Annotated in this window: 16 protein-coding genes; 5 read left to right on the forward strand and 11 right to left on the reverse strand. The window is 61.1% G+C overall.

Translation table 11 applies throughout. The annotated features are described in order from the left end of the window. Window positions 1-90: 90 nt before the first annotated feature. From ACZ89R_RS00650 to ACZ89R_RS00665, 4 genes are all read left to right on the forward strand, one after another. Window positions 91-270: a hypothetical protein gene (locus tag ACZ89R_RS00650; RefSeq protein WP_123494314.1), complete on the forward strand. Its 180-nt coding sequence runs from the start codon at window positions 91-93 to the stop codon at window positions 268-270. 205 nt (window positions 271-475) lie between these two features. Further along, the gene (locus ACZ89R_RS00655; RefSeq protein ID WP_019579306.1) at window positions 476-601 is read left to right on the forward strand and encodes a hypothetical protein; all 126 of its coding nucleotides are present in this window, start codon (window positions 476-478) and stop codon (window positions 599-601) included. 115 nt (window positions 602-716) lie between these two features. Further along, window positions 717-929: a hypothetical protein gene (locus ACZ89R_RS00660; RefSeq protein WP_429547099.1), complete on the forward strand. Its 213-nt coding sequence runs from the start codon at window positions 717-719 to the stop codon at window positions 927-929. Further along, on the forward strand, window positions 926-1183 hold the full coding sequence (locus ACZ89R_RS00665) for a hypothetical protein (protein WP_008067953.1): 258 nt from the start codon (window positions 926-928) through the stop codon (window positions 1181-1183). The genes ACZ89R_RS00660 and ACZ89R_RS00665 overlap by 4 nt, the downstream gene beginning before the upstream one ends. 80 nt (window positions 1184-1263) lie before the next feature. On the opposite strand, the gene ACZ89R_RS00670 is transcribed toward ACZ89R_RS00665, so the two are convergent. From ACZ89R_RS00670 to ACZ89R_RS00715, 10 genes are all read right to left on the reverse strand, one after another. Then, the gene (locus tag ACZ89R_RS00670; RefSeq protein WP_429547098.1) at window positions 1264-1872 is read right to left on the reverse strand and encodes a glutathione S-transferase; all 609 of its coding nucleotides are present in this window, start codon (window positions 1870-1872) and stop codon (window positions 1264-1266) included. Then, entirely contained in the window at window positions 1869-5510 is a 3642-nt protein-coding gene (locus tag ACZ89R_RS00675) for an AAA family ATPase (protein WP_429547097.1), read from the reverse strand. The genes ACZ89R_RS00670 and ACZ89R_RS00675 overlap by 4 nt, the downstream gene beginning before the upstream one ends. Continuing rightward, window positions 5507-6751 (reverse strand): exonuclease SbcCD subunit D C-terminal domain-containing protein, encoded by a 1245-nt coding sequence (locus ACZ89R_RS00680; protein WP_429547096.1) that lies wholly within the window; start codon window positions 6749-6751, stop codon window positions 5507-5509. Before ACZ89R_RS00680 ends, ACZ89R_RS00675 begins: the two co-directional genes overlap by 4 nt. A gap of 206 nt (window positions 6752-6957) precedes the next feature. Further along, window positions 6958-8607, reverse strand: coding sequence for a BatD family protein (locus ACZ89R_RS00685; protein ID WP_429547095.1), 1650 nt, complete (start codon window positions 8605-8607; stop codon window positions 6958-6960). Continuing rightward, the gene (locus tag ACZ89R_RS00690) at window positions 8604-10340 is read right to left on the reverse strand and encodes a tetratricopeptide repeat protein (protein WP_429547094.1); all 1737 of its coding nucleotides are present in this window, start codon (window positions 10338-10340) and stop codon (window positions 8604-8606) included. Before ACZ89R_RS00690 ends, ACZ89R_RS00685 begins: the two co-directional genes overlap by 4 nt. Continuing rightward, the gene (locus ACZ89R_RS00695; protein WP_429547093.1) at window positions 10337-11431 is read right to left on the reverse strand and encodes a vWA domain-containing protein; all 1095 of its coding nucleotides are present in this window, start codon (window positions 11429-11431) and stop codon (window positions 10337-10339) included. Before ACZ89R_RS00695 ends, ACZ89R_RS00690 begins: the two co-directional genes overlap by 4 nt. Continuing rightward, the gene (locus ACZ89R_RS00700) at window positions 11424-11918 is read right to left on the reverse strand and encodes a DUF4381 domain-containing protein (protein WP_429547092.1); all 495 of its coding nucleotides are present in this window, start codon (window positions 11916-11918) and stop codon (window positions 11424-11426) included. Before ACZ89R_RS00700 ends, ACZ89R_RS00695 begins: the two co-directional genes overlap by 8 nt. Continuing rightward, the gene (locus tag ACZ89R_RS00705; protein WP_123494332.1) at window positions 11915-12859 is read right to left on the reverse strand and encodes a DUF58 domain-containing protein; all 945 of its coding nucleotides are present in this window, start codon (window positions 12857-12859) and stop codon (window positions 11915-11917) included. Before ACZ89R_RS00705 ends, ACZ89R_RS00700 begins: the two co-directional genes overlap by 4 nt. A gap of 5 nt (window positions 12860-12864) precedes the next feature. Continuing rightward, window positions 12865-13824, reverse strand: coding sequence for an AAA family ATPase (locus tag ACZ89R_RS00710; protein ID WP_095053787.1), 960 nt, complete (start codon window positions 13822-13824; stop codon window positions 12865-12867). Window positions 13825-14041: 217 nt separating this feature from the next. Further along, window positions 14042-14398, reverse strand: coding sequence for a hypothetical protein (locus ACZ89R_RS00715; RefSeq protein ID WP_429547091.1), 357 nt, complete (start codon window positions 14396-14398; stop codon window positions 14042-14044). Between the two features lie 502 nt (window positions 14399-14900). On the opposite strand from ACZ89R_RS00715, the gene ACZ89R_RS00720 reads away from it, so the two are divergent. Then, window positions 14901-19808: an NAD-glutamate dehydrogenase gene (locus ACZ89R_RS00720; RefSeq protein ID WP_429547090.1), complete on the forward strand. Its 4908-nt coding sequence runs from the start codon at window positions 14901-14903 to the stop codon at window positions 19806-19808. Window positions 19809-20382: 574 nt separating this feature from the next. Here ACZ89R_RS00720 and ACZ89R_RS00725 read toward each other — a convergent pair. Next, window positions 20383-20799, reverse strand: a complete 417-nt coding sequence (locus ACZ89R_RS00725) for a cupin domain-containing protein (protein ID WP_429547089.1) — start codon at window positions 20797-20799, stop codon at window positions 20383-20385. Window positions 20800-20956 lie beyond the last annotated feature (157 nt).

Genomic DNA, 20956 nt, shown 5'->3' on the forward strand with positions numbered 1-20956 from the left:
AAAGCATTTCAAGGCGCCGACCCTCGGGCGTTAAGTTTGCTTCACGGCCCCACCGGGCAAGCAAGCCAACTGAACCCGAGGAATACCGCCATGAACTTCAATGTCTTCTCCGTCATCGCCGCTTCCGCTATCTCTGCCACTGTTGCACTGCCTGCCAGCGCCAACGTTGAAATCAGCGACAGAAAATCCCACGCCCAAAGCTATACCCAGAAATACCTGCAACAGAGCGCCAACTTCTACGCCGCACTGGATCACAAATCCCAACACTGAAATGTAAACCCTGCACCTTTTATGCAGGAGCGAAGTCACTTGCCGATCGTGCTGTAAGCATCGAAGAGCGTTGAAGTGATGTCGCTCCTGCATAACGCGTTTACGACAGCATCATATTGCTATCAATGTATTGCTTGATATCACATGGCCATGAGTTTAAATTTGACGCTGATTTTTTGACTCCTTCCCTAAAAGGATCGACAGCATGGCGATGCGTCTGGCAGTGGTTCTCCTGTTTCTCTACTCCACCCCGATTCTGTCGGCTGCCCAGCCCGTTCCCAACGAGCCTGAAGCGGCCCGCGAGCGCTTGATGAGTTTTATCGAAGACTGAAACATGCTGGGTTCATGATCAATAAAACTGATAGCGACTATGCATAAAGGTCGCTAGTTAACTTCTGTTTTTTGATCGATTCTGTGGGCACTGAAACATGCCCACGGAGAACACCATGGCCAGCGCAATCATTACTTCTGCCAAATACGGCGCTTACCTGGCCATCGGTCTTTACGTGGCCATGGTGTTGCTCGTCAGCCTTTCGGCTCAATCGCAACAAACCGTTCAAGCACCGATCCAGGTCGCTTATCCCGCCATTCAATTCGAACACCGCGCGCCAAATGTATTGCTCGATCATGCCGACGTGGCGGGAGTGGTGGGGGCATGAAAGGACGCAAGCTCTGGGTCATCGCCTTCCTGGCGTTCATGACCAATGGCGCTTCTTTGCTTGGGATCGGGCAGGGCTCGGCGGGGTCGGTGGCGCGGGCTATCGAATGCAACCACAACATCGCCCACAACATTCAGACCGCCAAGGCTCTGGAGCTGTTGGTGGGCAATCCGCCGATCAAACCCAATGGCGAATTCTTCGGGCCATTCCAGGTGGATTGCTCGGTGTTGGGGATGTGCGCGGTGTTGGCCTGAATCCCCTGTAGGAGCTGCCGAAGGCTGCGATCTTTTGACCTTAAAAATCAAAATCAAAAGATCGCAGCCTTCGGCAGCTCCTACAGGGACCGAGTTTTCGCCATGACTGATGTGAACAGATCTGAGTCGATGAAGCGCTGCAACCACGCCTGCAACCGCACATAAGGCGTCTGCCCGAACCACTCGCGATCCACGTGGGCGAACTGCCGCACGAACGGCATCAGGGCGATATCCGCCAGGCTCGGGTGATCGGCCAGCAAGTAGTCGCGCCCCTCCAGCAATTCATCCAGCTTGCCCAAGAACACCTCGCCCTCGGCGCGATAAACAGCCATCGGCTGCTCGGGATAACGCTCGGCGTACTTGTAGTGATTCAGGTGCACCTTGAACACTTGATCGTTCTCTTCGATCAGTGCGGCGCTGTGTTGCTGTGCTTGCGGATCATCCTTGAGTAACCAGTCTTGCGGATCGTTCTGCGCCAGTGCCCAGCGCATGATGTCCAGGCTCTCATCGATCACCCGCCCATCCACACTCAGCACCGGCACCGTGCCTTTGCCCGACAGTGCGAGCATTTCGGCCGGTTTGGCCTTGAGGCTGACCTCGACGATCTGCACCGCAACCCCCGAATAGCGCAGGGCCATGCGGGCGCGCATGGCGTAGGGACAGCGGCGGAACGAATACAGCGTATTCATTTCACCTCCAGCGTACTCAGGCCGTTGCCTTGGCGGTGGACCTGAATCTGCACCGGAATCCGCTCATGCATTTCCTGCACGTGGGAAATCACCGCGACCTTGCGTCCTTGCGCCTGCAAACCGTCGAGAGCGTCCATGGCCAGTTGCAGGGATTCCGGGTCGAGACTGCCGAAGCCTTCGTCGATGAACAGCGATTCGATTTTCAGCGTGCTCGAAGCCATCGACGCCAAACCGAGCGCCAGGGCCAGTGACACCAGGAACGTCTCGCCGCCGGACAGCGAATGCACCGAGCGCAGTTCGTCGCCCATCTCGGTGTCCATCACCAATAACCCGAGCATGCTGCCGCCACGTTTCAGGCGATAGCGCCGCACCAGTTGCCGCAACTGGACGTTGGCGTGATGCACCAGCAAATCGAGGTTGTAGGCCTGGGCGATCTTGCGGAAGGTGTCGCCGGTGGCGGAACCGATCAGCGCACTCAAACGTGCCCAACGCTGGTACTCGGCGTAGGCGTCGGCAATCTGCTGCGCCAGCGCCTGATTGGCATTCTGTCGACGCTGATCCTCGGCCTGTTCGGCGCGCAATTCGGCGCATCGGTGCTCGCTGGCAGCGAACAGGTTTTGCAGCTCGACCAGCGTCGTGGCCAGTTGTTCGGCGGCGAGATTGCCGTTGTGCTGCGCCTGATGATCGAGCAGGCGCTTATCCCGCTCCTGCAGCAGCACTTTGGCTTGCTCGATGGCTTTTTCGCTCTGCTGCAAACGTTGACGCAGTTCGCTGACCTGTTGGTCGTCGATGCCGAGCAAATCTTCCAGTCCTCCGTCGTCCAGTTCTGGATGTTGTGCGCGCCAGTCGGCGATCTTGGCGCTCAGCTCGCGGTCTTCGGTTTCCAGCGCTAGCAGTCGTTCTTGCTGAGCCTTCAGCTCAGCGGCCAGTTGCACAAGCCGCGTGCGCACGGTTTGCAGTTCCTGATTGGCCGTCGCTTCGGCAGTGCGCGCCTGCTCGACGGCGTGATCCAGTTGCTGCTGCCACTGTTCGGCGCTGGCATGTTCGCCCAGCAGTTGCGTCAGTTTTTCCTGGCAAGCCTGTTGCTGCCCGGTCAGCGCCGTGAACTGCTGCTGCGCAGCTTCCTGTTGCTGGATGCGGGTCTGCTGTTGGTACTGTTCTTTCTCCAGCGTCTGCTGGCGCTGTTGCTGTTCGCCGAGTTCTTCGCGCTGCTGGTCAAGTTGTTGCAGACGCTGGGCGATCTGCCGGTCGAGCTGCATGAAGGTCGCGGCGGGTTCGTTGCGCAAGGCCTCCAGTGTGTCGGCCGGGAGCAGGGTGCTGAACGCCTTCAGTTCTTCGTCCAGACGATGGCGATCACTGCTCAATTCACGTTGTTGGTTGATCAGGTGTTGTGTGGCTTGCTGACTCGCCGCTTCCGCGCTGCGCAGTTGTTGCGCAAGGCGCGCGGCATCCTGTTGCAGGGTGAGCAGGGCGGTTTGCCGTTGTTCATCCTGCGTGATGCTCTGGTTCAACTGGCTGCTTTGTTGCGTTAGCCAGGCATCGCGTTTACTTGCGTCCTGGGCCAACAGTTGCGCGGACAGTGGGTGCGCCTCCAGGCTCGGCGTCAGGCCTTGTTGCTGAGTCGCGAGCTGATCCTGCTGTTGCAGCAATTCCTTTTGCTGAGCAATCAAACCGCCGACTTCGGCACGCAGATCGGTGAGTTTTTCCTTGAGCAGATCGACGGCTTTCTGAGCGTTGGCCTGTTCGCTTTCATCATGCCGGCCGAGGCTTTGCAGCAAGGCTTCAGGCTGATGATAAGGATGGTCCGGGCTGCCACAAACCGGGCACGGCTGATCGTCCTGCAACTGCGCACGCAGTTCTTCGACACTGGCACTGCGCGCCAGACGTTGACGCTCCAGCAGTTCGCGGGTGACGGTGAGGGTCTGTTCGGCGACGCTCAGTTCTGCCTTGGTCTTCACCCCGTCCTGGGTCAGACGATCGCGGTCTTGTTGAGCGGCGAGTTGCCGCTGCTGAAGCTCGGCGCCGCGTTTGTCCAGTTCCTGCTGGCTGGCCCAAAGCCGCGTCAGCTCTTCAAAGGCCCGCAGTTGCTTGCGGTTGTCCTGCAGCAAACTGCCGAGGATCTGAATCTGCTCGGCCACCGCTTCAGGCTCGGCGCCGGCCTCTTTGTACAGCACCTCAAGGCTCTGGCGCTGGGTGGCCAGTTCCTCGGCGGCGCGGGCGGCGCTTTGCTCGAGGGCGGCCAGTTCGGCCTGGCCCTTGTTCAGGCGATTGCCGATCAGCATCAGTTGTTGCAGGCGATCGCGGTAGGCGTTCCAGGCATCGCTCAATGGCGCCAGATGGGTGCTCTGCTCAAGCTCCCCGGCAATCCGTTGCAACCGTTCGGCGACCTGTTTCTGTTGCTCGAGCAAACCCTGAATCGTGCCCTGACCCTGAGCACAGGCCAGTTCCGCCTGCTGCTTGAGGTCGGCACTGAGACTGGCGTCCTTGACCAGGCGGGCGAGGGTGCTTTGCTCCTCGAAGGCCTGACGCAGCAGGGGCGCGCTGGAGGTGTGTTGGCTTTGCGCTTGGGTCAGCGCCGTTTGCGCAGCGCTCAGACTCTGTTCGAGTTGAGTCTGTCGCGCGCTCAGCTCGCTTTGCTGTTGCGTGTGTTGCTGAATCTGCGCTGCCAACGGCGTGAGCTGGGTGGTAAGTTCGGTCTTGCGGGCGAACTGATGCCGTTGCGGGGCCAGTTGCTCCAGGCGAGTCAGCTTCAAGCGCTCGCCGGCCAGGCTGTTCCAGTGTTGCTGGGCAGTTTGCAGTTGCTCGGTGGCGCTCTGTTGCGAGTCTTGCAACTGGCGCAGGTCCTTGAGCCAGGTGTGTTGCAACTCCAACTGTTTGAGCTGTGCCTGCTGGGTCTTGAGTTGCTGCTGAGCCTCGTTGAAGCGCTCATCGAGTTCGGCCCGGGCTTCTGGCGACAGCGGCGTGACCCCGGTGGCCTGATCCTGCAATAACTTGTGGGCTTCGCGGGCTTCTTTGGTCTTGTCGAAGGCGCGGCGACCGAGACGGGTGTAGAGCGCGGTGTCGGTGAGCTTTTCCAGCAGCTCGCTGCGGTCGTTGTCGTCAGCCTTGAGGAAGGCGCTGAACTCGCTCTGAGCCAGCATTACAGCGCGGGTGAACTGTTCGAAGTTCAGGCCCAGCGCGGCTTCGAGCTGTGCTTTGTATTCGCCTTTCTGGCTGGCCAGCAGTTGATCCTGATCGATGTCACGCAGGCTCTGGCGACTGGCTTGCAGTTTGCCGCCGGCCTTTTCCCGGGCGCGATTGGCCTCCCAGCGAGCGCGATAGCGGCGACCGTCGATGCCGACGAAATCCACTTCTGCATACCCTTCGCCGGTGCCGCGACGCAGCAGGGTGCGCGGGTCGCCGGTGCCGATTTCGCCATCGGCGTCCGGGACCTTGGCATCGCGACCGGTGTTGTTCAGGCGTGGCACGGCGCCAAACAGCGCCAGGCACAGGGCGTCGAGCAGCGTGCTTTTGCCGGCACCGGTCGGCCCGGTAATCGCGAACAGACCGGCACTGGCCAAGGGCTCCGCAGTGAAGTCGATTTCAAACGGCCCGGCCAGGGAGGCGAGGTTTTTCAGGCGGATCGCGAGAATTTTCATGGCTGTTCGCTCTCCATCTGCACGTCTTGCAACAGCTCGGCGAAGTCCTTGAGCGTTTGCTCGTCGACCTCGCTGCCGTAGTTGTCCTGCCACGCGCGGCTGAACAGTTCCTGGGGCGAAAGCTGATCCAGTTCGATCAAGGTTGCGCCGTCATCGACGCCGTCGCGGCTGCCGTTGCCGGCGTATTCGGCGGCAATCCGCACCAGCCGTACGGCTTTGCCTTGCAGGGCGGTTTCCACTTGATGGCGCAGGTCCGGTTGCGGTTCGTCGAGACGGACCCGCACTTCCAGCCAAGGCTGGCGCTGGATATCGGCGAGCAGGTCGATGTTGGGCAGGTCGGCCAGTTGCAGCAGGATTTCCGCCAACGGCGCGGCGCCGAGGCGTTGCAAGTGGACAGAGCGCGGAATCAGGCGCGGTTCGACGCTGACCAATGTTTCGCCATCGAGCTGAATGTCGAGGATCTGATGCGGGTAATTGATCTCGGAGAACGACAACGGAATCGGCGAGCCGCAGTAGCGGATGCGCTCTTCACCGTTGACCTTCTGCGGCTTGTGCAAATGCCCGAGGGCGACATAACTGATGCTCGGCCCGAACAGACTGGCGGGCAGGGCTTCGGCGTTGCCAATGATCAAACTGCGTTCGGAGTCTTCCGAGACCGAACCGCCAGCCATGTGCGCATGGCTGATGGCGATCAGCGCCTGGCCCGGCTTGCGCTTGGCGTTGGCCGCTTCGATCAGCCATTCATGAACCTGGCCGATGCCGCGCAAGTAGTTATCACCCAAATGCGCGCCGGTCACTTCAGCGGGGCGCAAGAACGGCAACGCCAGGCACCAGGCGACAATTTCGCCGCTGGCATCCGGCAACGGCAGCAACAGGCGTTCGGCATCCAGTTGACCGTCATCGAGCCACAGCACGCGACCGAGGGCGTGAGTGCGCAAGCGCCGCATCAACGGCGCAGGCAGCTCGATGCGCGAGCCGGAGTCGTGGTTGCCGGCGATCATCACGATGGTCAGCAACGGCTGCTGTTCGTGGGCGCTGACGATGAAATCGTAGAGGCGTTCCTGGGCTTTGACCGGCGGGTTGACCGTGTCAAAGATATCGCCGGCGATCAGCAGCACATCAGGCTGATCCAGCTTCAGCTGACGCAGCAGCCAGTCGAGAAAGCAGGCATGCTCGAAATCGCGCTCCTGGCCGTGCAGGTTCTGCCCAAGGTGCCAGTCGGAGGTGTGAAACAGACGCAAGGCGTACTCCGCAACAAAATAAGGTGATGGCCGCGAGGAAAAGGGTGGCGGCTAAAGAGGGGAGAGTTTACTGGCAAAAGGTCGGGAATGCAGAAGGGCAGAAAAGATCGCAGCCTTCGGCAGCTCCTACATTGGTCGTATTCGCCGCGATTTTTGCGGATGAACACGCACCCGTAGGAGCTGCCGAAGGCTGCGATCTTTTGATTTTATTTCGGATAAAGCGGCGGCAACCCGGTATCGCCAACCAGATCCTGAACCCCTTCGGCCGTCGGGATCGCGCGAATCGCGCGCCACAGATCTTCGCCTTGCCAATATTGCCCGGTTTCGCTGTACAGCGCGCCGTTCAGGCCATCCAGGGCGTCGGACAAGGGTACAAAACGCGCCGCCATGTCGGCCAGGGTTTCCGGTTGTTGTCGTGCCCAGGCGTCGAGGGCCTGGCGAGTGGCGTGGGAGTCGTTGGCCTGGCAGGCGCGCTTGAGGTCGTCGAGCAGGGTGCGTGGGCTTGGGCCGGTCTGCGCCGCCCGCAGGATCGCCGGTTGCCAGCGGGCGCGCCACCACAGGCCGAAGCCCAGCAGGGTGGTGCAGGCCAGGATCACGGTGCTGAGTTTCCACCAGAGGGCTTCGTTGTTGGCACCGGCCATCACCTGCGGGCTGCCCGCCGGAGTATCGACGATCAGGCTTGGATTGCTCGCCACTTGCAGCGTACGGGCCGGCAGGCTGCTGTGTTCCAGGTGATCCTCGAAGGTGTTCCACCAGACCACTTCAACGCTGGGCAAGTCAATGTTGCCGGTGCGGGTCGGCACCAGGGCTTCACGGTCCTCGCGACTGCCGATCAAGCCACGCTCGCTGCTCTGGTTGCCCAGCACCGGTTGATCCGGGTAGCGCCGCAGGCCGTTGATCTCGGTGGCGGGCAGCGGTGGCAGTTGCGAACTGGCGAGGCCTTCGGCGTTCAGGGTCAAGCTGCGGGTCAGCGAGTCGCCGACCTGCAAATGATCCGGTTCGGGGCTCCAGCTTTCGCTCAGGCTCAGGCTGCGGGCCGGCAGCCAGGGAGCATCGGCCGGATACGTGCCGGGTTTGGCCTTGACCGTCAGCGGGATCTCGGCAGATTTGACGCGCATCTGCTTGCCCGGTTTCGGCCCTTGAGGTGTTGCATCCTGGGACGGCCGGATATCGACCGGCGTGGCACTGAACATTTGTGCCGGAATGGTCAATTCACCGCTGTGCTGCGGGTAGATCGCGTAGCGCATTTCGATCACGCCATGGCGCAATCCGTTGATGACTTTTTCGTAGGTGCGCGACTCGCCCAGCTGTTCGATGCGTGCATCGGGAATCTGCAACGGGGTCAGGCTGCTGTCGTCGTACAGCGAAACCGAATGGTAGATGCGTAAGGTCAGGATCGCCTGGGCCTGCACATAGACGCTGTTCTGGTCGAGGCTGGCCTCGATGAACACCGGTGCCAGTGTGTTGCTGCTGTCCTGGGCTTCGCTCTCGATCACCTGCACGGTAATCGGCTGGCTCTGAACGTCGCCCAGTTGCAGCGATGGAATCACCACGCTGCCGTTTTGCCGGGGCAGCAGGGTGATGATCCAGCGGGTGGTCGCCTGAGTGTCGCCGTTGAGGGTGTTCAGTTGGTTGACCTGGCGGGTGCCGCGCACTTCGAACAGCGGCTCCAGCGGGGACAGGTCGGGTTTGCCGAACTGGGTCACGTCGCTGGTCTCCAGGGTCAGTTCGACCGTCTCGCCGGAATTCAGGCGACTGCGATCGACGCTGGCGACCAGCTCCACAGCCTGGGCCTGAACGGTGCAGAGCAACAGGGCGGGCAACAATGCGAGCAAGAAGGCGGTGAAGCGGGTCATCGAGTTTTTTCCTGATCCTGATGTTGTTGCTGTTCGTACCAGAATTTGCGTCTGAGCAATTCGCCGGGGTCATCCGGGATCTTGCGCAGCCATTGCTCCAGCGCCTGGCGCTGTTCGCCTTCAATCATGTCGCTGGCCGGGCGTCGCGGTGGCGTGGTGCTTTGCTCATCGCCCAACTCGCTGCCCGGGACTTCATTGGCGCCCGGTTGCGGTGGCGTCGTGGGCGGCTGCCCGGCGTCCGGCGTGCTCTGCTCGGCGTCGGATTTCGGCTCGCCATTGCTGGGTTGGGTGGCGCTGCCCGGCGGCGGTTCCTGGGTGATGGTTTCGGTTTTGCCATCGGCGGTTTTGTCCGGCTCGACGGGCGGCGCTGGGGTTTTCTGTTTCAGCAGGCTTTCCACCAATGCCTTGTTGGTCAGGGCCGGGCGCAGATCCGGTTGACGTTCAAGCGCTTGATCGTAAGCATCCAGCGCCGCTTCCAGCTCACCGCTTTTGGCCAGGGCGTTACCCCGATTGTAGTGGGCGTGGGCGTCGGTGCCTTGGGTAAACCGCTGGGCGGCGCCACTGTAGTCGCCGGCCTCATAGAGCGCCACGCCTTGCCACTGTGGATCTTCGAAATGCTGCGCGGCCTCGGCCGGGCGCTTTTGTTTGAGCAAATGCAGGCCCTGCTGATCGGGACGCAGCCACAAGTCTTCGAAATCGAAGGCGTAGCTCGGTTGCGGCAGCAGGAACAGCAGCGGCAGGCAGAACAGCCAACCGCGGCGCCCGGCACAGGCGGCCAGTAATAACAGCGGCAGCAGCAGCCAATAGCCCTGATCGGCCCAAGTATCGAGGCGCAATGTCTGGCCTTCGTTGCGCAGATCCCTTGGGCCATCAAGCAGGCGAAGGCCGCGCAGGTCGGCATCGTCCAGACGCGCCTGGCGATAACGTCCGCCCAGGCCGTTGGCAAAGGCTTTGAGGCTGGGGCCGTCCAGGCGGGGCACCAGAATGGCGCCCAGGTCATCCTTGAGGAAACTGCCGTCGTCCTGCGCAACCGGCGCACCTTCGGCGGTGCCGATACCGAGCATCAGAAATTGCGTGGACCTGTCGTCCAGCGCCTGACGAATCCCTTGGCGCTCCTGTTCCGTCAGCGACGAACCGATCAGCAGGATCCGACCCTGGCCGAGGGCGCCCTGATCCAGCAGCGCAAGGGCCTTGGCCACCGCCAGATCGGCACGATGACCGGCCAGGGGCATCAGCGACGGCTTGAGTGCATCCACCAGGTTGCGGCTGGTCGACAGGTCATCCGACAGCGGTACCAAGGTGTGGGCGCTGCCGGCGTAGACGATGATTGCTGTCTGCGCGTCGCTGCGGTTTTGCAGCAGGTCGAACAGTTTGCGCCGGGCATGTTCCAGCCTGTTCGGCGCACTGTCGGTGGCGAGCATTTCCGGAGTCAGCTCAAGCAACACCACCAGCGGGTCGGCTGGTTTTTGACTGGTTTGTTCGACGCGCTGCCAGCTCGGCCCGAGCAGGGCCAGCACGGTCAGCACCCAGGCCAAGCCCAGGGCGACCCATGGCAGTTTGCTTTCGCGACCGCTGCCACCGCTGAGCAACGCGGCATGGAAGGCCGGTGGCAGAATCATTTGCCAGCGCCCGGCGCGTTTTTGCCGGTGCCAGAGTTGCCAGAGCAACCAGCCCAGCAACGGCAACAACAGCAGCCACCAAGGGCGGAACCAGTGCGGCCAGAGCGCAATCATCGGCGCCTCCGCAGACGCAGGCGTTTAAGCCGCTGACGCCAGTCGGGCAGTTGCGCTTGTAGAAACCGCTCTTTGGTAAACAGCTTCTTGGTAAACAGCCGTTGCAACGGATTGTCCGGCCAGCGCTCGCGGATCACCAGCAGCATGCTCAACAGCAGCGCCATCGCCAAAGGCCAGTGATACAACGCTTGAGCCGGACGGGCCTGAGTGGGTTGCTGGGTCACCGGTTCCAGTTTGTCGAGGGTGCGCTTGATCGCCTGCAATTCCTCGCCGTCGTGGGCGCGGAAGTACTGGCCGCCGGTGGCTTGGGCGATGGCTTTCAAGGCCGGTTCGTCGAGGTCCAGGCTCGGGTTGATGCCCAGGAATCCTAGGGTGCCGCTTTGTTCCGGGTCGGCGCCGATACCGATCGGGTAGATTTTCACCCCTTCGTTGGCTGCCAGTCGGGCGGCGGTCAACGGGTCGATTTCGCCACCGTTGTTGGCGCCGTCGGTGACCAGAATCAGCACGCGGCTTTGTGCCGGGCGTTGGCGCAGACGTTTGAGGGCCAGGCCGATGGCATCGCCGATGGCGGTGTTCTTGCCGGCGATGCCGATCCGCGCTTCGTCGAGCCACACGCGCACGGTGTGCCGGTCGAAAGTCAATGGCGCTTGAAGGTAGGCCTGACTGCCGAACAGGATCAAGCCGACCCGGTCGCCGTCGCGGCTTTCAAGAAAATCACCGAGCAGATGTTGCACGAGTGTCAGTCGGCTGACGTCTTCGTTCTGCCACTGCATGTCGGGGAAATCCATGGAGCCGGACACGTCCACCGCCACCAGCAAGTCGCGGCCGCTGGCGGCAATCGGCAGGGGCTCGCCGAGCCATTGCGGGCGTGCGGCAGCGATCAGCAATAACAGCCATAGCAGAATGAATGGGGCTTGCTGGCGCCACGCCGGCAGATTCGCCCGGGCGCGGCGGCGAGCGAGGCCTTCCAGTTCGCTGAGGAAGCTGACCTTGAGCGCCGGTTCGCCACTGTCGGCCACCGGCAGCAGCACCCGCATCAGCCAGGGCAGTGGCAGCAGGGCGAAGATCCACGGCCAGGCGAACTCAAACATGTTTGCGAATCCAGGTGTCGACCGCTTGAGTCAGGCCGGCGATGGCCTTGTCGTCGAGTTTGCATTCGGGTTTGTAGGCGCCTTCCACCAGCACCATCCAGCGCGTAAGGCCGGCGGCCGGGCAGCGGTTGTCAAGGAACGCCAGCCATTTGCGCCCGTTAAGGGTGTGGCTCTGGCTGTAGGGGTAATGGTTGCGACACAGGCGTTTGAGCAAGCCATTGAGTTGCTGCAGCCAGGCGCCGGCCGGGGCGCCGTCGTAAGGTTTGGGCATCAGGGCGAGTTCGGCCAAGGCCGCGAGACGCACCGGGTCCAGCGATTGTTCGGCGCGGACGACAGGACGTTTGTTCACAATGAAACGGCGCAACTGCCACAGGCCGAAACCGATCAATGGCAGCAATAACAGCAGCAGCCACCAGCCTGGTGCCGGTGGCCAGAAGCCGATCGGTGGCGGGGAAATCAGCGGTTGCAGTTGGTCGAGGCTGCTCATCGACTTTTTCCCGGACGCTGCGGGTTCAGGTATTCGCGCAGTTGCTCGACCATTTCGCTCTGGGTGCTCAAAGGCATCAGCAATACCCGCAGTTTCTGCGCCAGCAGCTCCCAGCGGGCGATGCGCGCTTCAGCCTGTGCGCGATAAGCCTGGCGCAAGTCGAAATTCAACGTGTCGAGTTCCAGCTGTGCGCCCCGTTCCGCGAAGCGTAAAAGCCCGGCAGCGGGCAGGGCGTGATCCAGCGGATCGGACACGGGCAGCAGCAACAGGTCGCAATGGCGTGACAACAGACTCAACTGTTGCTCGGCACCGTCGGACAAGGCGCGTTCATCGCAGATCACGATCACCAGGCTCCCGGGGCGCAATACTTCCCGGGCGCGGCGCAGGGCAATGCCGAAGGCGTCGCGGTCGGGCTCGCGTTCAGTGTGCAGCGACTGATTGACCCGCACCAGTCGGTTGAGCAATTGCAGCAGGCTCTGTTTGCTGCGTCGCGGTTTGATCTCGTAGTGCTCGTCATCGCCGAACACCAGCCCGCCAACCCGGTCGTTATGGCCCAGCGCGGCCCAGCCAATCAGGCTCGCCGCCTGGGCGGCCAGCACTGATTTGAACATCAGTCCGGAGCCGAAAAACAGCCGGCGGCTCTGTTCGACCATGATGAAAATCGGTCGCTCGCGTTCTTCATGGAACAGCTTGGTGTGGGGCTCCTGGGTCCGGGCGGTGACGCGCCAGTCGATGCTTCGCACGTCATCGCCGGCCTGATACACCCGCACCTGATCGAAGTCCACCCCGCGCCCGCGCAGTTTGGAATGGTGCAGGCCGATCAGCGGGCTGCGCTGGCTCGGCGTGGAAAACAACTGCACTTCGCGCACGCGATGACGCATCTGGATCAGCTCGGAAAGGCTGACACGGATGCCCGGCTCGGGCGGCAGGAGGGCGTTCATCGGGGTCAAGCGACGGCTACGACGTCGAGAATCCGCTGGACCACCCGGTCCTGGTCGATGCCAGCGGCTTCGGCTTCAAAGGAAAGAATGATGCGGTGGCGCAACACATCGAACAGCACCGCCTGAATGTCTTCCGGGCTGACGAAATCGCGACCGGCCAGCCAGGCATGGGCCCGGGCGCAACGGTCCAGGGCGATGGAGCCGCGCGGACTGGCGCCATAGGCGATCCATTCGGCCATTTCCGGGTCGAACTTGGCGGGGATGCGCGTGGCCATGACCAGTTGCACCAGGTATTCCTCCACGGCGTCGGCCATGTACAACCCGAGGATTTCTTTGCGCGCGGCGAAAATCGCCTGCTGGCTGACCCGGCGCTCGGGCTTGGTTTCGCCATGCAGCGCTTCACCGCGGGCCTGTTGCAGAATCCGGCGCTCGACGGCGGCATCAGGGAAGCCGATTTTTACGTGCATCAGGAAACGGTCGAGCTGGGCTTCGGGCAGCGGGTAGGTGCCTTCCTGCTCGATGGGGTTTTGCGTGGCCATGACCAGAAACAGCGGCGACAGGTCGTAGGTGCTGCGCCCGACGCTGACCTGGCGTTCGCCCATGGCTTCAAGCAGGGCCGACTGAACCTTGGCCGGGGCACGGTTGATTTCGTCCGCCAACACCAGATTGTGGAAGATCGGGCCTTGCTGGAATACGAAACTGCCGGTTTCCGGGCGATAGATTTCCGTGCCAGTGATGTCGGCTGGCAGCAGGTCGGGGGTGAACTGGATGCGATGGAACTGTGCTTCGATGCCTTCGGCGAGTTCTTTGATGGCCTTGGTCTTGGCCAGGCCCGGGGCGCCCTCGACCAGCATGTGGCCGTCGGCGAGCAGGGCGATGAGCAAGCGCTCGATGAGTTTTTCCTGGCCGAGAATCTGCGTTGAAAGAAAGGTTCGCAGCGCGAGCAGCGCTTCACGATGTTCCATCGATGACTGTTCCTGGAAAGGGTGACCGAAGACGTTCGAATAACGCCAGGGCTGGGGGCGTTACTTTAATCCATCGCGGGGTGCGGCGACTAACGGCATTTTGTAGAAATGTGCGGGGTATCAGGGAGGATCAAAAGATCGCAGCCTTCGGCAGCTCCTACGGGTGTACGCATAACCCTGTAGGAGCTGCCGAAGGCTGCGATCTTTTAGCGATCTATCAGGCCAACTGGCTGATATAAGTACCAGTCCCCTTGAGGATGTTCTGCAAGGTTTCTTCCACTTCAGCCAGATCTTGCGCGTCGGTGTTGTGCAGGATTTCCAGCGAATCTTCGCCACCCAGCACATCGGCGTCAGCGGCGGAGATTTCGATCAGCAGGCGGTCAGGGCTGAGGGTGACTTTCACGCCGTTGAGGGCCGAAGGCTTGTCATGGAAGATGATCTCCAGTTCATCCTCGTCCGGAAAGCGGCTCATCAGGAACATTTCGCCGTCAGCGCTGGTGCAGCAGAGCATGGCCAAGTTGTCTTCTTCTTCGTCGCACGGGTTGACGATCAAGAGGTCAGTTGTCATTTGCATGGGAAAATCCTGGCTCGGCGAGCATGGTGAACGTTACAAAAAAGCAATTCTGCCAGCCCTGGGGAATTTCTGCTCGGCTGAGTGTCAGAAGATGTGTCGTGAACATTCGGGGTGTTACTGGTCATTATTGGCACGCATGCACCGTAAAACCGGGCATAAAACGCCCGTTTTGCGACACGGCTGCTAATGTTGTTCGAGGCACTTGCCGCGCGCTGCGTACCGTTGACCGAATATGTCGCAGCGCTGCAAGCATGGCCCTTGCCGCAGTCGTTAAGCTGCGCAACGGATGAGCACCCGTAAAGGCATTGCCTGTTGCCTTGGCAGTCGTTTTTGCAGATGCCCATTCTTGGAAGGTGAATGTGACCTGAGTGTCTCGTCCAGCTTCATCCACCTGTCATCCTGTTTCCTCTGCCCGAGAATCAGGAACAGGGTGACGGATTGCCCCGAAAGGGGTTTGCACGCGACGCTTCCATCAATAACAAGCCCAAGCGGAGTACCACAGATGGCGTTCTTCACCGCAGCCAGCAAAGCCGACTTCCAGCACCAACTGCAAGCGGCACTGGCGCAGCACATCAGTGAACAGGCACTGCCACAAGTGGCGCTGTTCGCTGAACAATTCTTCGGCATTATTTCCCTGGACGAGCTGACTCAACGCCGGTTGTCCGACCTCGCCGGCTGCACCCTTTCTGCGTGGCGCCTGCTTGAGCGCTTCGATCACGCGCATCCGCAAGTGCGCGTCTACAACCCCGATTACGAACGCCACGGCTGGCAGTCGACCCACACCGCGGTCGAAGTGCTGCACCACGACCTGCCGTTTCTGGTGGACTCGGTGCGCACCGAGCTGAACCGTCGCGGCTACAGCATTCATACCCTGCAAACCACTGTGCTGAGCGTGCGTCGCGGCAGCAAGGGCGAGCTGCTGGAAATCCTGCCCAAAGGGACCCAGGGCGAAGGCATTCTGCAAGAATCGCTGATGTACCTGGAAATCGACCGTTGCGCCAACACGGCCGAACTGAACGTCCTGACCAAAGAGCTGGAGCAGGTTCTCGGTGAAGTCCGCGTCGCGGTCGCCGATTTCGAACCGATGAAAGCCAAGGTCCAGGAGCTGATCGAAGGCATCGACAACAGCCAGTTCATCATCAACGCCGACGAAAAGTCCGAAATCAAGAGCTTCCTGGAATGGCTGGTGGGCAACCACTTCACCTTCCTGGGCTACGAAGAGTTCGTGGTGGGTGAGGATCAGAACGGCGGTCACATCGAATATGACCAGAACTCGTTCCTCGGCCTGACCAAGCTGCTGCGCGCCGGCCTGACCGTCGACGACCTGCGCATCGAAGACTACGCCGTGAACTACCTGCGCGAACCGACACCGTTGTCGTTCGCCAAGGCTGCACACCCAAGCCGTGTACACCGTCCGGCTTACCCGGATTACGTGTCGATCCGCCAGATCGATGCCGATGGCAAGGTCGTCAAGGAGTGCCGCTTCATGGGCCTGTACACCTCGTCGGTGTACGGCGAAAGCGTGCGGGTCATTCCTTACATCCGTCGCAAGGTCGAGATCATCGAACAGCGTTCGGGTTTCCAGGCCAAGGCTCACTTGGGCAAGGAACTGGCCCAGGTACTCGAAGTACTGCCCCGCGATGACTTGTTCCAGACCCCGGTGGACGAGCTGTTCACCACCGTGATGTCGATCGTGCAGATCCAGGAACGCAACAAGATCCGCGTGTTCCTGCGAAAAGACCCGTACGGCCGTTTCTGCTACTGCCTGGCCTACGTGCCGCGCGACATCTACTCCACCGAAGTGCGCCAGAAGATCCAGCAAGTGCTGATGGATCGCCTGAAAGCCTCGGATTGCGAGTTCTGGACCTTCTTCTCGGAGTCCGTGCTGGCCCGTGTGCAACTGATTCTGCGGGTCGATCCGAAGAACCGTCTGGACATCGACCCGGTTCTGCTGGAAAAAGAAGTGGTACAGGCCTGCCGCAGCTGGCAGGACGACTACGCGAGCCTGGTGGTCGAGAGCTTCGGCGAAGCCCAGGGCACCAACGTGCTGGCCGACTTCCCGAAAGGCTTCCCGGCTGGTTACCGCGAGCGTTTCGCCGCCCACTCAGCTGTGGTCGACATGCAGCACCTGCTGAGCCTGAGCGAAAAAAATCCGCTGGTCATGAGCTTCTATCAGCCGCTGGCCCAGGTCTCCGGTCAGCGCATGCTGCACTGCAAGCTGTATCACGCCGACACCCCGCTGGCGTTGTCCGACGTGTTGCCGATCCTGGAAAACCTCGGCCTGCGCGTGCTGGGTGAGTTCCCTTATCGCCTGCGCCACAACAGCGGCCGCGAATTCTGGATTCACGACTTCGCGTTCACCGCCGCCGAAGGCCTGGAACTCGACATCCAGCAACTCAACGACACCTTGCAGGACGCTTTCGTCCACATCGTGCGTGGCGATGCCGAGAACGATGCCTTCAACCGCCTGGTGCTGACCGCCGGCCTGCCATGGCGCGATGTGGCGCTGCTGCGTGCCTACGCTCGTTACATGAAGCAGATCCGCCTGGGCTTCGACCTGGGTTACATCGCCAGCACCCTGAACAACCACACCGACATCGCTCGCGAGTTGACCCGGTTGTTCAAGACCCGTTTCTACCTGGCGCGCAAGCTTGCCAGCGACGATCTGGAAGACAAGCAGCAACGCCTGGAACACGCGATTCTGGCAGCACTGGACGATGTTCAGGTGCTGAACGAAGACCGCATCCTGCGTCGTTACCTGGACCTGATCAAAGCGACCTTGCGGACCAACTTCTACCAGACCGATGCCCACGGTCAGAACAAGTCCTACTTCAGCTTCAAGTTCAACCCGCACCAGATTCCAGAGCTGCCCAAGCCGGTTCCGAAGTTCGAAATCTTCGTTTACTCGCCTCGCTTCGAAGGTGTGCACCTGCGCTTCGGCAACGTTGCTCGCGGTGGTCTGCGCTGGTCCGACCGTGAAGAAGACTTCCGCACCGAAGTCCTGGGCCTGGTAAAAGCCCAGCAAGTGAAGAACTCGGTCATCGTGCCGGTGGGTGCGAAGGGCGGCTTCCTGCCGCGTCGCCTGCCACTGGGCGGCAGCCGTGACGAGATCGCGGCCGAGGGCATCGCCTGCTACCGCATCTTCATCTCGGGCCTGTTGGACATCACCGACAACCTGAAAGACGGCGCGCTGGTACCGCCGGCCAACGTCGTGCGTCATGACGACGATGACCCGTACCTGGTAGTGGCGGCAGACAAGGGCACTGCGACCTTCTCCGACATCGCCAACGGCATCGCCATCGACTACGGCTTCTGGCTCGGCGACGCCTTTGCGTCCGGTGGCTCGGCCGGTTACGACCACAAGAAAATGGGCATTACCGCCAAGGGCGCGTGGGTCGGCGTACAACGCCATTTCCGCGAGCGCGGCATCAATGTTCAGGAAGACAGCATCACTGTGGTGGGCGTCGGTGACATGGCCGGTGACGTGTTCGGTAACGGCTTGCTGATGTCCGACAAGCTGCAACTGGTCGCTGCGTTCAACCACTTGCACATCTTTATCGACCCGAACCCGGAGCCTGCCAACAGCTTCGCCGAGCGTCAGCGTCTGTTCGACTTGCCGCGTTCGGCGTGGTCGGACTACGACACCAGCATCATGTCCGAAGGCGGCGGGATCTTCTCGCGCAGCGCAAAAAGCATCGCGATTTCCCCGCAGATGAAAGAGCGCTTCGACATTCAGGCTGACAAGCTGACCCCGACCGAACTGCTCAATGCCTTGCTCAAGGCACCGGTAGACCTGTTGTGGAACGGTGGTATCGGTACCTACGTGAAAGCCAGCACCGAAAGCCACGCCGATGTCGGCGACAAGGCCAACGATGCACTGCGCGTGAACGGCAACGAACTGCGCTGCAAAGTCGTGGGCGAGGGCGGTAACCTCGGTATGACTCAGCTGGGTCGTGTCGAATTCGGCCTCAATGGCGGCGGTTCCAACACCGACTTCATCGACAACGCCGGTGGTGTGGACTGCTCCGACCACGAAGTGAACATCAAGATCCTGCTGAACGAAGTCGTGCACGCCGGCGACATGACCGACAAGCAACGTAACCAGTTGCTGGCGAGCATGACCGACGAAGTCGGCAACCTTGTGCTTGGTAACAATTACAAGCAGACTCAGGCCCTGTCCCTGGCGGCACGTCGTGCCTTCGTGCGGATTGCCGAATACAAACGTCTGATGAACGATCTGGAAAGCCGCGGCAAGCTGGATCGCGCCATCGAGTTCCTGCCGGCTGAAGAAGCGATCAACGAACGCCTCGCGGAAGGCCATGGCCTGACCCGTGCCGAGCTGTCGGTGCTGATCTCCTACAGCAAGATCGACCTCAAGGAAGCGCTGCTCAACTCCTTGGTGCCGGACGACGACTACCTGACCCGCGACATGGAAACCGCTTTCCCACCGACGCTGGTGAGCAAGTTCTCCGCTGCCATGCGCCGTCACCGTCTGAAGCGCGAAATCGTCAGCACCCAGATCGCCAACGATCTGGTGAACCACATGGGCATCACCTTCGTTCAACGACTCAAAGAGTCGACCGGCATGAGCCCGGCGAATGTTGCGGGGGCCTATGTAATAGTTCGGGATATCTTCCACCTCCCGCACTGGTTCCGGCAGATAGAAGCCCTGGATTATCAGGTGTCGGCCGACGTACAACTGGAGCTGATGGACGAGCTGATGCGCCTGGGTCGCCGCGCTACGCGCTGGTTCCTGCGCAGCCGTCGCAACGAGCAGAACGCTGCCCGTGACGTCGCGCACTTCGGTCCGCACCTGGCGGCGTTGGGCCTCAAGCTCGACGAACTGCTGGAAGGCCCGACCCGCGAAGGCTGGCAGACCCGCTACCAGGCTTACGTCGCTGCTGGCGTGCCTGAGTTGCTGGCGCGCATGGTTGCAGGCACTACTCACCTGTATACCTTGCTGCCGATCATCGAAGCTTCGGATGTGACCGGCCAGAACGCAGCGGACGTGGCCAAGGCCTACTTCGCCGTGGGCAGCGCGCTGGACATCACCTGGTACCTGCAACAGATCAGCGCTCTGCCGGTTGAAAACAACTGGCAGGCCCTGGCCCGTGAAGCGTTCCGTGATGACGTCGACTGGCAACAACGTGCGATCACCATCTCTGTCCTGCAACAGGGCGACGGCACCCAGGACGTGGAAACACGCCTGGCGCTGTGGATGGAAGAGCACGAAGGCATGATCGAACGCTGGCGCGCCATGCTGGTGGAAATCCGTGCCGCCAGCGGCACCGACTACGCCATGTACGCGGTGGCCAACCGCGAACTGCTGGACCTAGCGTTGAGCGGTCAAGCGGTGGTGCCTGCCGCTGCGGCTGTCGCTGTCAGCACCGAGCTGGAACCGGCTGTCTGATAGGCGTTGCATGAAAAGGCCCCGTCTCGAAAGAGATGGGGCTTTTTTTTGTCTGAAGGTTTTGTTGTGTCTAATCGGGTCTCTTTGCGGGCAAGCCTCGCTCCCATAGTGGATCGTATGCTTGTGCAATAACCCGGTCACCTGTGTGAGCGGGCTTGCTCGCGAAGTTGTTTATCTTGCCGTTGCCGTTGCCGTTGCCGTTGCTTTGGCTTTTGATCTTGATCTGCCGCCCCTTTCCCAGAGGCCGAACGCAGGTATTGCGCAGGGGGCACCGCGGCAGGGATGCCGCGGTAGCCGCCCCCGGCCATGGATGGCCGATGGCGGCGGGCCCCCGGAGCGATGCCGGAGTTGAGGGCATGCCGAGCCTAAGCGAGGCACCGAATGGCGGGGCAAGAGCCCTTGGTTACTTGGGGCTTTTCCAAGTGACTCGCTGTAAAAGCGAAACCGCCAGCGGCCGTGACCGCAGAAACGGATATGTACTCCAAAAACAGCAATCCCCGGCAGTGAATCGCTGTAGCTCAAAAGATGTGTAGATACCCATGCCGCGATGAGGCCATCAGCCTCACCTAGGCGATCAGTTTTCCAAAGGAATCAACACTTTCTCTTCCGGTGCCAACACCATGAACACCAACAGCTTGGCGGGTTGGGTGGCGCTGGCGTTTTTCGAGACCAGATGTTCGGAGCCAGCCGGTTCATACCAGTACTCGCCCGCCTTGTAGGTGATCGTTTTTTCGCCTTTGACTTGAGAAATGATCTCCCCCGAAAGCACGTAGGCCATGGCCGTGCCCTGGTGTTTATGGGCGATGGACGATTGGCCCGGCTGATAATCGACTTCGATCATCAAGGCTTTTTTGTCTGGTGCGTTCTTCAGCATCTGGTCCTGCAGGACGGTGACTTTTTCTGACGGGGCGGTCTCATGGGCGAAGGCCGGGGCTGAAAGGCTCAGCGTCAGGGCGGCGAGAGGGGCAGCAAAAAAAAGAAGCGCATTCATGGTTGATTACCTGAGGTGGTGAGTCGTCAGGGACCACAGTAAGCCGCGCTATCGGGCAACCAAACGGCCAATTTTCGGGAAGGTGAGGGGGCCAATCAAGAACGTTAAGATCAAAAGATCGCAGCCTTCGGCAGCTCCTACAGAATATGCGTCCGCC

It is taken from the genome of Pseudomonas sp. TE3728 (genome assembly GCF_056279145.1).